General features: G+C 65.8%; 10 protein-coding genes and 1 pseudogene. 5 read left to right on the top strand and 6 right to left on the bottom strand.

What is annotated here, in order from left to right; translation table 11 throughout:
* The first annotated feature begins 230 nt into the window (after positions 1–230).
* A complete protein-coding gene (locus tag U8326_RS09465) occupies positions 231–2,342 on the top strand; it encodes a malate synthase G (protein ID WP_324739947.1) in 2,112 nt (703 codons plus the stop codon).
* 39 nt (positions 2,343–2,381) lie between these two features.
* On the opposite strand, the gene rsmA is transcribed toward U8326_RS09465, so the two are convergent.
* The 4 genes from rsmA to U8326_RS09445 all read right to left on the bottom strand — a co-directional run bounded on the left by rsmA (position 2,382) and on the right by U8326_RS09445 (position 8,104).
* Entirely contained in the window at positions 2,382–3,200 is an 819-nt protein-coding gene (rsmA, locus tag U8326_RS09460; protein ID WP_324739946.1) for a 16S rRNA (adenine(1518)-N(6)/adenine(1519)-N(6))-dimethyltransferase RsmA, read from the bottom strand.
* Positions 3,197–4,213, bottom strand: a complete 1,017-nt coding sequence (pdxA, locus tag U8326_RS09455; protein WP_324739944.1) for a 4-hydroxythreonine-4-phosphate dehydrogenase PdxA — start codon at positions 4,211–4,213, stop codon at positions 3,197–3,199. Before pdxA ends, rsmA begins: the two co-directional genes overlap by 4 nt.
* Positions 4,214–4,217: 4 nt before the next feature.
* Positions 4,218–5,552: a peptidylprolyl isomerase gene (locus U8326_RS09450; RefSeq protein ID WP_324743572.1), complete on the bottom strand. Its 1,335-nt coding sequence runs from the start codon at positions 5,550–5,552 to the stop codon at positions 4,218–4,220.
* 236 nt (positions 5,553–5,788) lie between these two features.
* On the bottom strand, positions 5,789–8,104 hold the full coding sequence (locus tag U8326_RS09445) for an LPS-assembly protein LptD (RefSeq protein WP_324739943.1): 2,316 nt from the start codon (positions 8,102–8,104) through the stop codon (positions 5,789–5,791).
* Between the two features lie 116 nt (positions 8,105–8,220).
* On the opposite strand from U8326_RS09445, the gene U8326_RS09440 reads away from it, so the two are divergent.
* The 3 genes from U8326_RS09440 to ndk all read left to right on the top strand — a co-directional run bounded on the left by U8326_RS09440 (position 8,221) and on the right by ndk (position 10,675).
* The gene (locus tag U8326_RS09440) at positions 8,221–9,678 is read left to right on the top strand and encodes a leucyl aminopeptidase (RefSeq protein WP_324739942.1); all 1,458 of its coding nucleotides are present in this window, start codon (positions 8,221–8,223) and stop codon (positions 9,676–9,678) included.
* Between the two features lie 24 nt (positions 9,679–9,702).
* Entirely contained in the window at positions 9,703–10,134 is a 432-nt protein-coding gene (locus tag U8326_RS09435) for a DNA polymerase III subunit chi (protein ID WP_324739941.1), read from the top strand.
* A 118-nt stretch (positions 10,135–10,252) separates the two neighbouring features.
* Positions 10,253–10,675 carry a nucleoside-diphosphate kinase gene (ndk, locus tag U8326_RS09430; protein ID WP_324743571.1) on the top strand — a complete coding sequence of 141 codons (423 nt, stop codon included), beginning with the start codon at positions 10,253–10,255 and terminating at the stop codon, positions 10,673–10,675.
* Between the two features lie 129 nt (positions 10,676–10,804).
* On the opposite strand, the pseudogene purN reads toward ndk, so the two are convergent.
* Positions 10,805–11,380: pseudogene (purN, locus tag U8326_RS09425) on the bottom strand (phosphoribosylglycinamide formyltransferase); the annotation flags it as partial.
* Positions 11,373–12,467, bottom strand: coding sequence for a phosphoribosylformylglycinamidine cyclo-ligase (gene purM / locus U8326_RS09420; protein WP_324739938.1), 1,095 nt, complete (start codon positions 12,465–12,467; stop codon positions 11,373–11,375). The pseudogene purN and the gene purM, both read right to left, overlap by 8 nt.
* Before the next feature lie 93 nt (positions 12,468–12,560).
* On the opposite strand from purM, the gene U8326_RS09415 reads away from it, so the two are divergent.
* Positions 12,561–13,823, top strand: coding sequence for a heavy-metal-associated domain-containing protein (locus U8326_RS09415; protein WP_324739937.1), 1,263 nt, complete (start codon positions 12,561–12,563; stop codon positions 13,821–13,823).
* Position 13,824 lies beyond the last annotated feature (1 nt).

Genomic DNA, 13,824 nt, shown 5'->3' with positions numbered 1-13,824 from the left:
AGCCACGGGAAGCCCGCAAAAATTGCGGTTAACGCCTCGCTCAGTGTAAAGCGCGCCGACATCGTTGCAAATTCTGGCGGTGGAACGGCCCATGCGGCGGCGAAATCGATGGTGGCGGCATCTTGCCCTCAAGGCAGTGATCGGCCATAGCCCGCAGCGCCTTTTCAAGCCCAATTTCCACAAAGATGCTGCTGCCGTGGCAGGGCACCCACCACTATCGAGGTTTTTTCATGACGGATCGTGTCGAGCGCTCGGGTTTGCAAGTCGATGCAGGTCTTGCCGCCTTTATCGAGCAGGATGTGCTATCCCCCCTCGGGATCGAGCAGGGACAATTCTGGGCCGGTTTCGCCGCCCTCTGCAACGATTTCGTGCCGCGCAATCGCGCCCTGCTCGCCAAGCGCGACGCGATCCAGGAAAAGATCGATGCCTGGCACGGCGCACGGGCCGGGCAGCCGCACGATCCGGCGGCCTATCGGGCGTTCCTCGAGGAAATCGGCTATCTGGTGCCGGAGCCGGGCGATTTCGCCATCGGCACGCGGAATGTGGATGCCGAGATCGCGACCATGGCGGGCCCGCAGCTGGTGGTGCCGGTTCTCAACGAACGCTTTGCGCTGAACGCCGCGAACGCCCGCTGGGGCAGCCTGTATGATGCATTCTACGGCACCGATACGCTGGATGCGCCGCCCGCGCGCGCCGGCGGTTATGATGCGGATCGTGGCGCAGCGGTGATCGCGCGCGCCAAGGCTTTCCTCGACCAGGCCGTGCCGCTGGCCAGCGGCAGCTGGGCCGATCTGACCGATCCTGAAAGCGGCCTCGCCTTGAAGGACGGGTCCCAATATGTCGGCCAGAGCGAGAAGGGCCGCCTGTTCCGCAACAATGGCCTGCATATCGAAGTGGTGTTCGATCGCGCCCATCCGATCGGCAAGGACGATCCCGCCGGGATCGCCGATGTGATCCTGGAATCCGCCCTCACCACCATCATCGACCTTGAGGACTCCGTCGCTGCCGTCGATGCGGAGGACAAGACTCGCGCCTATGCCAACTGGCTTGGCCTGATGCGCGGCGATCTGGCCGCCAGCTTCGCCAAGGGCGGGAAGACCGTCAGCCGCTCGCTGGAGGCCGACCGCGCATATACCGCGCCTGACGGCTCCGGCTTCACCCTGCCGGGCCGCAGCCTGCTGTTCGTCCGCAATGTCGGCCACCTGATGAGCAACCCGGCGATCCTGCTGCCCGACGGTTCGGAGATCCAGGAAGGCGTGATGGACGCGGTGATCACCAGCGCCATCGCCAAGCACGATCTCGATGGCCTCGGCAGCTTCCGCAACAGCCGCGCGGGCAGCATCTATATCGTGAAGCCCAAGATGCACGGGCCGGAAGAATGCGCCTTCACCAACGATCTGTTCGATGCGGTGGAGGACCTGCTCGGTCTTGCCCGCCACACTGTCAAGGTCGGGGTGATGGATGAGGAGCGCCGCACCAGCGCCAATCTGGCCGCCTGCATCCAGGCGGTGAAGGACCGCATCGTGTTCATCAACACCGGCTTCCTCGACCGGACCGGCGATGAAATCCACACCTCGATGCGCGCCGGGCCGATGATCCGCAAGGCCGCGGTCAAGGGTTCGGTCTGGATCGACGCCTATGAGAAGCGCAATGTCGCCATCGGCCTGAAGCACGGGCTTTCCGGCAAGGCGCAGATCGGCAAGGGCATGTGGGCCGCGCCGGACCGGATGGGCGACATGCTGGAGCAGAAGATCGGCCACCCGCTGACCGGCGCCAACACGGCCTGGGTTCCTTCACCGACGGCGGCCACTCTCCATGCGCTGCATTATCATCAGGTCGATGTCTTCGCCCGCCAGAAGGACGTGGCGAAGGACGGCGTTCCGGGCCTCGACCTGCTGCTGACCATTCCGCTGGCCGATGGCACCAACTGGCCGGACGAGGAAGTGCGCGAGGAACTGGACAACAATGCGCAGGGCCTGCTCGGCTATGTGGTGCGCTGGATCGACCAGGGCGTCGGCTGCTCCAAGGTGCCGGACATCAACGACATCGGCCTGATGGAAGACCGTGCGACGCTGCGCATCTCGTCGCAGCACATGGCGAACTGGCTGCTGCACGGCGTCTGCACCAGGGATCAGGTGCTGGATTCCCTGCATCGCATGGCGGCCAAGGTCGATGCGCAGAACGCGGGCGATCCGCTGTATGAGCCGATGGCGGGCAATTGGGACAGCTCGATTGCGTTCCAGGCGGCCTGCGATCTGGTGTTCAAGGGCGTGGAGCAGCCCAACGGCTACACCGAGCCGCTGCTTCACCAGTATCGCCTCAGGAAGAAGGCCGCCGGCTGACGGTATCCGGGCACGGGGTGAGCAGGGCGAGAGCGCCCATCACCCCGTAAGCACGCGGGCGATACCGACAAATTCGGCGATGCTCAGCGTCTCGGCGCGGCGCTGAGGGTCGATGCCGAGCGTTTCGAGCGCTTCCAATGCACCAGGCAGGCCTTTCAGGCTTTGCCGCAGCATCTTGCGGCGCTGGCCGAAAGCCGCTTCGGTGACGCGTTCCAGCACTTTCGCGGAGACGCCGGCGGGTATCTCTTCGGGTGTCACATGGACGATCGCGCTCATCACCTTGGGCGGCGGGGTGAAGGCGCTGCGATGTACCTTCATCGCCAGCTTCGCGGCGCTGCGCCACTGGGCGAGGACGGCAAGGCGGCCATAGGCCGGGGTTCCGGGCTGCGCGACGATCCGCTGGGCGACTTCCTGCTGGAACATCAGCGTCAGCGAAGTCCAGGCAGGCGGCCAGCTTTCGCCCGAGAGCCACCCGGTGAACAGCGCGGTGCCGACATTGTAAGGCAGGTTGGCGACCACGGCATAGGGCCGGTCGAACAGGCTTGCCGGATCGACGGCCAGCGCGTCGCCTTCGATCACGCGAAGCTGGCCGGGAAAAGCCGCCTCCAGTTCGGCCAGCGCGGGGAGGCAACGGCGGTCCATCTCGATAGCGGTGACGCGGGCACCTGTGCGCAGCAAGGCACGAGTCAGTCCGCCCGGGCCGGGGCCGATTTCGAGCACCGCGCGATCCCGCAGATTGCCGGGAATGGCGGCGATCCTGTCGAGCAATTGCTCATCCAGCAGGAAGTTCTGGCCCAGCGCCTTGGACGCGGAAAGGCCATGCGCGGCGATCACTTCGCGAAGCGGCGGCAGGTTCATCGCGGCGCGGAACCCGCACCAGCGCGCAGGGCGGCAGCTTCACCCGCCATCCGGATCGCCGCGATCATCGCTCCGGGGCTGGCCTGCCGCTTGCCGGCGATGCCGAAGGCGGTGCCATGATCGGGCGAGGTGCGGACGATCGGCAGGCCCAGGGTCATGTTCACGCCGTTGTCGAAATCGAGCGCCTTGAGCGGGATCAGGGCCTGATCGTGATACATGCAGATCGCCACGTCATACTCGTCGCGCGCATGGGGCGCGAACAGGGCATCCGCGGAATGAGGGCCGGTCGCGTCGATGCCGGCTTCGCGCAGCGCTGCGATGGCGGGGGCGATGATCCGGGCTTCCTCATTGCCGAACTTGCCGCCTTCCCCGCCATGCGGGTTGAGCGCGCAAACGGCGAGGCGGGGGGAGGCGATGCCGAAATCCCGGCGCAGGCCATGGGCGGTGATCGCCGCGCGCGCCTGGATCAGATCGACCGAAAGAAGGCCGGGTACGCGGGAAAGCGCGCAATGGACGGTTATCGGCACTGTCCGTAAATTGGGGCCGGCCAGCAGCATGACCGCATCCTCGGCCGCGATGCCGCAGGCCTCCGCCACGAATTCGGTCTGGCCCGGATGGGCGAAGCCGACCTCGGCCAGTCTCGCCTTCGCGATGGGGCCAGTCACAAGCCCCGTTGCGCTGCCATGCTTCGCCAGTTCCGCAGCCATCGTCAGCGAAGCCAGCGCCAGCCGCGCGCCTTCGCGATCCGGCTCACCCGGCCGATAAGGTCCGTCCCGGTCGCCCAGAACCGGCAGCGCCTCGGCAAACGCGCTGCCAGCCTCCGCCGGATCGGCTATACGCCGGACCGGGATGGACAGACCGCGCGCCTTGGCGGCGGCGGCCAGCAGATCGGCGCCGCCCACCGCGAAGAACGGTGGGAGTGCGTGTGTGTGGCGCGAGGCCCACGCTTCGCAGATCAATTCCGGCCCTACGCCCGCCGGATCGCCCAGCGAAACCGCGAGCGCCCCCGGCATGGGATCAATTATACTCGATGATAGCGTCGCGCCTCAGGTCGCGCAGATAACGCTGCGCGCGCTTGCCGATGCGATCGTCTTCCAGCTGGTTCATCAGCTGATCGAAGCTGGGGCCATCCGCCATTCCGGGATCGTCGCGGCCACACAGCATCAGCACCCTGACACCCTCTTCCACCGAGCCGAAGGGCGGCGTTGTCTCGCCTATCGAGAGCGTCAGCAGGGAATCCTGCAGGGCGGCGGGAAGGGTGCGCACCCGGACCTGGTCGTTGGTGACCACTTCGGCCCCGAAGCGCGGAGCGGCCTGTTCGGCATCGCCGCAGCCCCTGATGGTCTTCACGCCCGCAGCGAATTCGTTCACGCGCTGGCGCATCTGCGGTTCGGTGATTCCTTGCGGGAAGGAAATGGAAATCTGCTTGAGGCTCATCACTGCATCGCGCGGATCGGCCATCAGCACCTGGCGCTTGTCGATCATGTAGATGATGGAAAAGCCGCCCGGCACCTCGATCGGGCCGACCAACTGGCCGCGCTCCATTTCACGCACCACGGTGGCCAGCTCGCTGGGCAGCTGCCCGAGGCGAATCCAGCCCAGATCGCCACCGACCGCCGCTGTCGACGCTTCCGAATACTGGCGCGCATAGGCGACGAAGCTGCCGCCCGTCTGCAGCTGCTGGAAGATGCGCCGGGCATTCTCCATCACCTGCGTGCGGTTTTGCGGGGTCGATGAAAGATAGATTTCGCCGAGGTGAAATTCATTGGTGCCCTTGGCCGCCTGCAGCCGCTGCATCAGCTCGTTCACTTCCTCTTCGGAAACGTTCACGAAGGGCTGGACGTTGCGGCTCAACAGGCGCTGCCACGACAATTCGCCTTCGATCTGGCGCTTGAGCGACGCCGGCGAGGAACCGATCCGGCGCAGATAGGCGTCCATCGCGGCCGTGTCCTGGCCGAAATTCTGGTTCGCGACACGCGCATAGGTCTGCTCGATCTCGTCCCGTTCGACCTGGATCTCCTGGGCCTTGGCTTCCTGGATCTGCAGGGTTTCGTCGATCAGGTTGCGCAGCACCTGCAGGCGAAGGCGCTGCTCTTCCTCCGGCGCGACCTTCGAATCATTGGCGGCCAGGATCAGCGCAAGGCGCTGGTCCACGTCGGTGCCGGTGACGACCTGCCCGTTCACGACCGCGGTGGCCCGGCGGACATTGGGGTCGTTCTTGCCCAGCATGGTCACTTGTTCAGGCACGTCGATATCGCCGGCGGTTTCAGCGATGCTCTCCGAAGCGCTCTGCGCATTCACCGCCGTAAGCCCGCCGATTGCAAGCGGGATGGCGAGGGCCAGCCCGGCCATCAGGCCGATACGGCCGCGCAATTGCGAAGCGAGGGCGGAAAACCGGGGCTTGATCGTTTTTACCACACGAGCATCCTGTCAGACGCGCACGACGGCGCCATTCTCATTCATCGGGGGCGACTGCCGCCTGATGGCTTAACCAAAGCTGAGCACGGGTGCGGATAGCGGGTTTGCGCGCCCCTGCCAACGCCCACGCTGGGGCTGTCCCGCTTTCCTTTGCGGATCTGCTTTTTCCGCTAGATGCCGATGTTGCGAAGGGCGAAATAGACCTGGAAGGTATTGCCCTTTCGCGCATCGCCGATCGCCTGATAGTCACGCCGCCAGGTTACGCCCAGTTCCAGGCAATCGTCCTGATAGGCGACGCCGAGCCGGGTCCGCAGCGCCTCGAAGCCGTCCGAGGTGAATTTCGGGTCTTCCTTGCGGTCGGTCAGGTTGAACACGCCGGCCCCGAACAGCGACCAGTAAGGGCCGATCGCGACGCGCCCGGCAAGGCGCAGCTCCTCGCGGTCCTGAAGATCCTCGATCTCGGACGAAATATCGCGATTGAGCCGCAAGTAGCTGACTTCAATGTAGGTTTTCTTGGAGCCGACGGTTGCGTCGAATTCGTTGCGGCGGACCGCAAGGCTGTCCTTGTCCACGCGGAAGCGATGCGTCAGCGACACGAAATCGCGGAAGCGGATTTCCGTCCGGCCCACGAAATCGGAAAAGCGGCCGCTGAGGCCGGTGCCGTCCGGCAGGATCGTTTCCTCGTCGGTCAGGCGATAGGACTGGCCCACCCTGCTCTTGATTCGCCAGCCCGGCCGATCCAGCTGCCAGTCGATCCCGTAGGTGAACCGGACGCCTTCCTCGACCCGGTCGTAGCCGGGGAAGCGATTGAGCGCGAACAGGTTGCTGTCTTCCAGGTCGATCGCGCGCGCGTCCTCGTTCGGAACCGCAAGGTTGCGAATCCTCGGAGTGGCGACGATCTGGACGCGAGGGGTCAGCACTTGCGTGCCGCCGAGAAAGCTGCCGAGGAGAGGCCACTTCACGTCGACCGCGGCAATGCCCACGCCGCGCGCTTCCCACCCTTCATTGCCGCGATAGATCGCCGTGGCGGTGGTGGAGTTCTCGTCGGAATGGTAGATATCGCCGCGCACCAGCGCCGTCAGCGTGATTTCCTGGCCCCAGGTGGTGATGCGGCGCATGTCCCACCGCGCGCTGGCAAAGGCACGCCGCGTATCCTGCCCGTTGAAACGGGTGATGGCCAGGCTGTTCGCCTGCAGTTCCACCCGTCCGCCCAGCACCGGGCCGGCCAGGCGCCTGCGATAGTCGATCACGGGAAGGGCAAGGGGGACAAGCCCCTGGCGATCGTCGACGCGCAAGGTCTGGGTCGCCCACCCCGCGATCGACAGATAGGAATTGTCGTCGATTCGCTCGGCCTCGATCGTCGAGCGCAGGCGGTCGTCGCGGCTGATGTCGTAACGGCGCAGGAAGGTCCGGTCGCTGGCCACCCGGACGGATGCGGTGACGCTCCATTGCGGGTCGATCTGGAAGCGGCCGTTACCCGCGAAATAGCCGCGCCAATCCTTCGTGGCGGAATTGTCATTCCCGCCGGAGCCAGGCTCCGACCCCACCCCGATGCGGGAGCTGCGAGTGATATAGCCGGTCAATTGATACGCGCCATTTTCCGTCAGGGCGCGGTAGCGGGCGCGGGCCATGGGCGCGGTCTTGCTGTAGCCGAAGGCGGTCAGCGCCAGATCGCGGTTGTTGGCGAGCCGCATGTAGTAAGTCTCGCTCACTTCCAGCCCGTTCGAATTGGAAAGGCCGAGCGAAGGAATCATGAGGCCGGAATTGGCCCGCCCATCCGTATTCACGCTCAATCCGGGCAGGGGGACCAGCGGCAGGCCGAACAGCTCCAGCGTCGCGTCGTAGAAGCGCACCTTCTTCTGGTCCGGGTCATAGACCACGCGCCTGGCCAGAACCCGCCAGCTCGGCTTTTTCTCGCAGCCCTGGGGATTGACCACCGCGCAGCCGCTATAGGCGGCGTCGGTCAGGGTGACGGTGCCGCTATCCGCCCTGTCCCCCGCTTGCGCCGCAAGCCGGCCACCTTCCGCGAAGACGATCAGAAGGCTGGACATCGCGCCCGCCCGCAGTTCGTCGGTCAGTTCCAGGCTTTCGGTATAAAGCTTGTTGCCGTCCTCGTCGGTGAAGCGGATATCGCCGTTGGCGACGATCCTGCCGGTATCGCGATTCCAGGAAACGCTGTCGGCTTCCACCAGCTGATCGCCCCGGCGCAGAATCACTTCGCCGCTCGCCGTCACGACATTGGTGTTGGAATTGAACTCCACCTGATCCGCTTCAAAGGCGATGGGCTGCGCCGGCTGCCGGGCGGCGGCGGGATCGCCAACCGGGTCGTTTCCGGTCTGATCGGGTTGCGTCGTGCCGCTCTGCGCCTGGGCCTGGGTGCAGACGGACCCGGCCGAGACCATCAGGCAGATGGCGGCAAGGGACTGCGAAAGCGGGCACCGGTTCTTTCGGCTCGCTTTGTAGGTATGCGGCAGGCCAGGGAGCATGGCTTGCCTATCGCACCGCCCGCCCTTAACTGCAATGACATGCTTTGCCCTTCGGGCACTTGCCAGTTCCGTTCGTCTCCGGCCGCACGCTTTTGGCCGCTATTGTTGGAAATATCATGCAGATCAGCTTTGTAGACGTCTCCGCCAATCGTCCACGCCTTCTGGCCTATCCGGTCAACAAGGGGGAATCGCCCGAATGGCTGGGCAAGGCCGTGGCGGAAGGCGCGAAGGCCGCCCGCTTCGAGGGCAAGGGCAATCAGATCTTCGAAACCTTCGTGGAGCGCGATGGCGCGGTCGAGCGCGTGGCATTGGCGGGGATCGGCGATGCGGGCGCGGAGGATCGGCTGTCTTTGCTGGAACGGGCGGGCGCCGGGCTGGTCGCGAAATATCTCACTTCCGGCGAAGAGGAACTGCTGATCGATCTCAGCCGGGCGCGGCTTTCGCCGCAGGAAGCGGTTGCGGTGCTGCTGGGGGCCAGGCTGCGCGCATGGCGGCACGATGCCTACCGGACGCGGCTGCGCGACGATCAGAAACCTTCGCTGGGCCGGATTGCCGTTCTGGGCGCGCCCGAGGGCACGGAGCAGGCCTGGACCATCGAATTGGCGGTGGCGGCTGGCGTGGCCTTCACGCGGGAGCTGGTGACGGAGCCTGCGAATATCATTTATCCGGAGAGCTTTGTCGATCGTTGTAAACAGCGTTTCGATGGGGTGGGGCTTGAAATCTCCGTTCTCGACGAAGAACAGATGCACGCGCTCGGCATGGGGGCCTTGCTCGGGGTCGCGCAAGGCTCGGTGCGTCCGCCGCGCCTTCTGGTGCTTCGCTGGAATGGCGGGGGCGATGAGAAGCCGGTGGCCTTCGTCGGCAAGGGGGTGACGTTCGATACCGGCGGCATTTCGATCAAGCCCGCCGCCGGCATGGAGGACATGAAGTGGGACATGGGCGGAGCGGGCGCGGTCGCGGGCACGATGCTCGCGCTGGCCTTGCGCAAGGCGAAGGCCAATGTGGTTGGCGTCTGCGGGCTGGTGGAGAACATGCCCGACGGCAATGCCCAGCGGCCCGGCGATGTGGTCACTTCCATGTCCGGCCAGACCATCGAGGTGATTAATACGGATGCCGAAGGCCGGCTGGTGCTGTGCGACGCGCTCACCTGGACCCAGAAGAACGTCCAGCCGCGCGCGATCGTCGATCTCGCCACGCTGACCGGGGCGATCATCTTGTCGCTGGCCCATGAATATGCCGGCCTGTTCAGCAATGACGACGATCTTGCCGCCAAGCTCGACGCGGCGGGCAAGGCCTCGGGCGACCGCCTGTGGCGGTTCCCGCTCGGCCCGGCCTATGACAAGATGCTGGAAAGCGCGATTGCCGACATGAAGAACGTCGGGCCGCGCTTCGGTGGCTCGATCACCGCCGCGCAGTTCCTACAGCGCTACGTCGACAAGGGCACTCCATGGGCGCATCTCGATATTGCGGGCACCGTCTGGGCGGACAAGCCGGGCGCGACCTGGGACAAGGGGGCGACCGGCTTCGGCGTGCGGCTGCTCGATCGTTTCATCCGCGACAATTACGAGGGCTGATCGGCGGAAGGGGCGCCTGTGCGAGTGGATTTCTACCAGCTGTCGCGCGATCCCGCCGAACTGGTGGTGCCCTTGCTGGCGCGCGCCACATTGAACGCGGGCGAGCGCTTGCTGGTGGTATCGTCCGATCCCGCCGCGCTCGAGCGGATCGACGATGCCCTGTGGGAGAGTCAGCCGGAAGCCTTCCTGGCGCATGGCCGCGTCGATGCCCCCCATGCGGCGCGGCAGCCGGTCCTGCTTTCGGACCGGGTCGAGCCGGTGAACGGCGCGCGCTTCGTCGCGTTCGCCGATGGGCAATGGCGGGGCGAGGCCGAAACTTTCGAGCGCGTGTTCCTGCTGTTCGGGGAAGCGGAGATCGACGGCGCCCGCGCCTGCTGGCGGATGCTGGGCGAAAAGGAGGGCGCTGATCGCCGGTTCTGGAAGCAGGATGGCGGCAAATGGCGCGAAGGGCCATAGCGAAGCGGCGCCAACAGGGGCGGTATCGGCACCGGCATCATGCCCGACCTTGCGACGCAGCATTTTCCCGGCTAGGGGCGCGCGCAAATCCCATAACAACTGACCCAAGGAACGCATGATGGCGGTTACCCGCACCTTTTCGATCATCAAGCCCGATGCCACCCGCCGCAACCTGACCGGCGCGGTAACCAGGATGCTGGAAGAAGCGGGCCTGCGCGTCGTCGCATCCAAGCGCATCCATATGAGCCGCGAACAGGCCGAGGGTTTCTATGCCGTCCACAAGGAACGCCCCTTCTTCGGCGAGCTGGTGCAATTCATGACCTCCGGGCCGGTCGTCGTGCAGGTGCTCGAAGGCGAGGATGCGGTGAAGCGCAACCGTGACATCATGGGCGCGACCAATCCGGCCGATGCCGCCGAGGGCACGATCCGCAAGACTTTTGCCGAAAGCATCGAGGCGAACTCCGTCCATGGTTCGGACAGCGAAGAGAACGCGAAGATCGAAATCGACTTCTTCTTCAAGCCGGAAGAAATCGTAGGCTGAACGCCACGACGATTGCCGTGCGAGAATCGGGCCGCTCCGCAAGGGGCGGCCTTTTTCGATTTTCGGGAATCGTCTTGCCCTATGCGGGCTATCGAGCCGCGCTCAGGCGCCGATGGAGACTTCGGCGTCCTCGTGCTCACCCCGCACGAGCCGCCCAAGGCAGCGGCTGTAAAGCTGGTGCTCCGCGATCAGCACGCGCGCGGCCAGCGTATCCGGTGTATCGCCGGGCAGGATCGCCACCGGAGTCTGGCCCAGCACCGGCCCGTCATCCAGCTCCACGGTCACGAGGTGGACCGAGCAACCGCCATGGCTGTCGCCCGCTGCCAGCGCGCGCTCATGGGTATGAAGGCCCTTGTATCTGGGTAGCAGGCTGGGATGGATGTTCACCATCCGGCCTTCCCATTTCGCCACGAATCCGGGCGTCAGGATGCGCATGTAGCCCGCCAGGGCGACATAATCCGCGCCCGCGACGATCAGGGCCTCATGCATCATCGCGTCATGCGCTTCGCGCGTCATGTCGCGATGGGAATGAGCGAAAGTCTCGATGCCTTCGCCTGCCGCGAGCTGCAGGCCCGGCGCATCCGGATTGTTGCTGGCGACCAGCACGATCTCGAACGGGCAGTCGCTGGCCTTCGCGGCATAGACGAGCGCGGCCATGTTGGTGCCGGTTCCGGAGATCAGAACCGCGACGCGCGCCTTATGCATGGTGGGTCGCCGTCCAGTCATCCTGTCCGCTCCAGCATCCGGCGGCGCCCTTCACGGTGCAGCCCCGCTGGCCCGTGCCGATCCCGCCGATGCGAAACACCGTTTCGCCTGCCTGCCGGAGATCCGCGGCGATCGCATCGGCCTGGTCCGGCGCGACGGCCAGGACCATTCCGATCCCGCAATTGAAGGTGCGCGCCATCTCGGCCGGCTCGATGTTGCCCTGCGCCTGCAGGAAGGCCATCAGCCTCGGCTGTTCCCACGCATCCGCTTCGATCGTGGCGTGAAGCCCGGCGGGAAGGACCCGGGGCACATTCTCGAGCAGGCCGCCGCCGGTGATGTGGGCGAGGGCATGAATCCTGCCTTGCCGGATGATCGGCAGCAGGCTGGCGACGTATATCCGCGTCGGCTCTATCAGCGCGTCGATCAGCAGCTTTTCCTGGTCGAACAGGGCGGGGCGGTCCAGCTTCCAGCCCTTGTCCGCCGCTAGGCGCCGGACCAGCGAGTAGCCGTTGGAATGCACCCCTGACGATGCGAGGCCGAGCAGGACATCCCCCTCGGCCACCTTGTCGCCGGTCAATTGCTCGCCACGCTCGACCGCGCCAACGCAGAACCCGGCGAGATCGTAGTCGCCCGCCGCATACATGCCGGGCATTTCCGCGGTTTCGCCGCCGATCAGCGCGCAGCCGGCCAGCTTGCAGCCATCTGCGATGCTGGCGACGACTCGCTGGGCCACGCCGTTGTCGAGCTTGCCTGTGGCAAAATAGTCCAGGAAGAACAGCGGTTCCGCGCCCTGCACGATCAGGTCGTTCACGCACATCGCCACCAGATCGATGCCGATCGTGTCATGCCGGTCATGGTCGATGGCCAGCTTGACCTTGGTGCCCACGCCATCGTTGGCGGCGACCAGCAGCGGATCGGAATAGCCGGCGGCTTTGGGATCGAAGAAGCCGCCGAAGCCGCCCAGTTCCGCATCGGCGCCAGGGCGCGCGGTGGCCTTCACAAGCGGGCCGATCGCCCTTACCAGTGCATTGCCGGCGGCAATCGAAACGCCGGCCTGCTCGTAGCTATAGGATTGTTCGCCTGCCATCGCCGGGGCCTTATCGCCCGCTCATCGTTCCCGCAATCGCTTTACGGCTTGGATTTCCACCTCCGTTTCGGCAAAAGGCAGCCAGATTTGTCCATGGCCTATTATTTTCCCACCCTTCGCACGCTGTCCCCGCGTCAGATTGTATTGGCCGCCCTGCTGCTCGCCGTGGCGGTGGCGCTGGCATTCGCGGCGCGGGACGGGCTTTTCGCCCAGGTCGAAGGGGACCGCGGGATCGCGCCCCTGGCCAGCACGACCGATATCGAGATCGACGGGATCACGGTGAACGTCACCGCCAAGACGGCGCAGGAAGCGCGCGAGGAAGGCTGGCGGGTTGCCCAGCGCAAGGCCTGGGAGAAGCTGGGCGGGCCGAAGATCAGCGATTCCCAGCTCGATTCCCTGGTATCGGCGATCGTGGTGCAGCGCGAGCAGATCGGGCCGCGCCATTATGTCGCCACGCTGGGCGTCATTTTCGATCGTGGCCGCGCGACGCAATATCTCGGCGCGAGCGGGGAACGCGCGCGCTCCGCGCCGCTGCTGCTGATTCCGGTGCTGGATTCCGCCGGTGCGAGCATGGTCTATGAAATGCGCAATCCGTGGCAGCAGGTCTGGGCCGAATATCAGACGGGCGCGAGCGCGATCGATTATGTCCGCCCCTCCGGCGCAGGGGCCGATTCGCTGCTGATTACGGCGGGGCAGCTCGGGCGCCGCAGCCGGACCTGGTGGCGCAATATCCTCGACCAGTTCGGCGCGTCCGACGTGATAATGGCCATCGCCCGCCTCGAGCGGCAATATCCCGGCGGCCCGGTGAAGGGCACGTTCACGGCACGCTACGGCCCCGACAACAAGTTTCTCCAGAGCTTTACCCTGACCGCGCCCGACGAAGACGGCGTGCCCGCGATGCTGGCGCAGGCGCGGGACCGGTTCGACCAGATCTATACGGCGGCGCTGCGCGGCGGAGTGCTGCAGCCCGATCCCACGCTGGCGCTCGACAAGCTGGATATGAGCCCGGCGGTCAAGGCCCTGCTCGAAGAAGCGCGCCGCGCTGATGCCGCCGCCCAGAGTGCGCGGAGCAGCGGAACGGAAAGCGGCGCTGTCATATCCACCACGCCCGCCCAGGGGGTTTCGAGCTTCACGGTGCAGTTCGTGACCCCGGATGCGGCCGCGGTCGACAGCGCGCTGGCTTCCGTGCGCGGGACGCCCGGCGTCCAGGGCGCGGCAACCACCAGTATTGCCTTGGGTGGAACCTCGGTCATGAGCGTGAGCTATACCGGCGGTCTTGACGGGCTTGCGGCGGCGCTGCGCGCCCGTGGCTGGCAAGTCACGCAAGGCACTGCGGTCCTCAGCATCAGGCGATAGC

The sequence above is a fragment of the Tsuneonella sp. CC-YZS046 genome, assembly GCF_035581365.1.
In the GTDB taxonomy this organism is placed as follows: Bacteria; Pseudomonadota; Alphaproteobacteria; order Sphingomonadales; family Sphingomonadaceae; genus JAWKXU01.
This window is presented reverse-complemented; position numbering and strand designations above follow the sequence as displayed.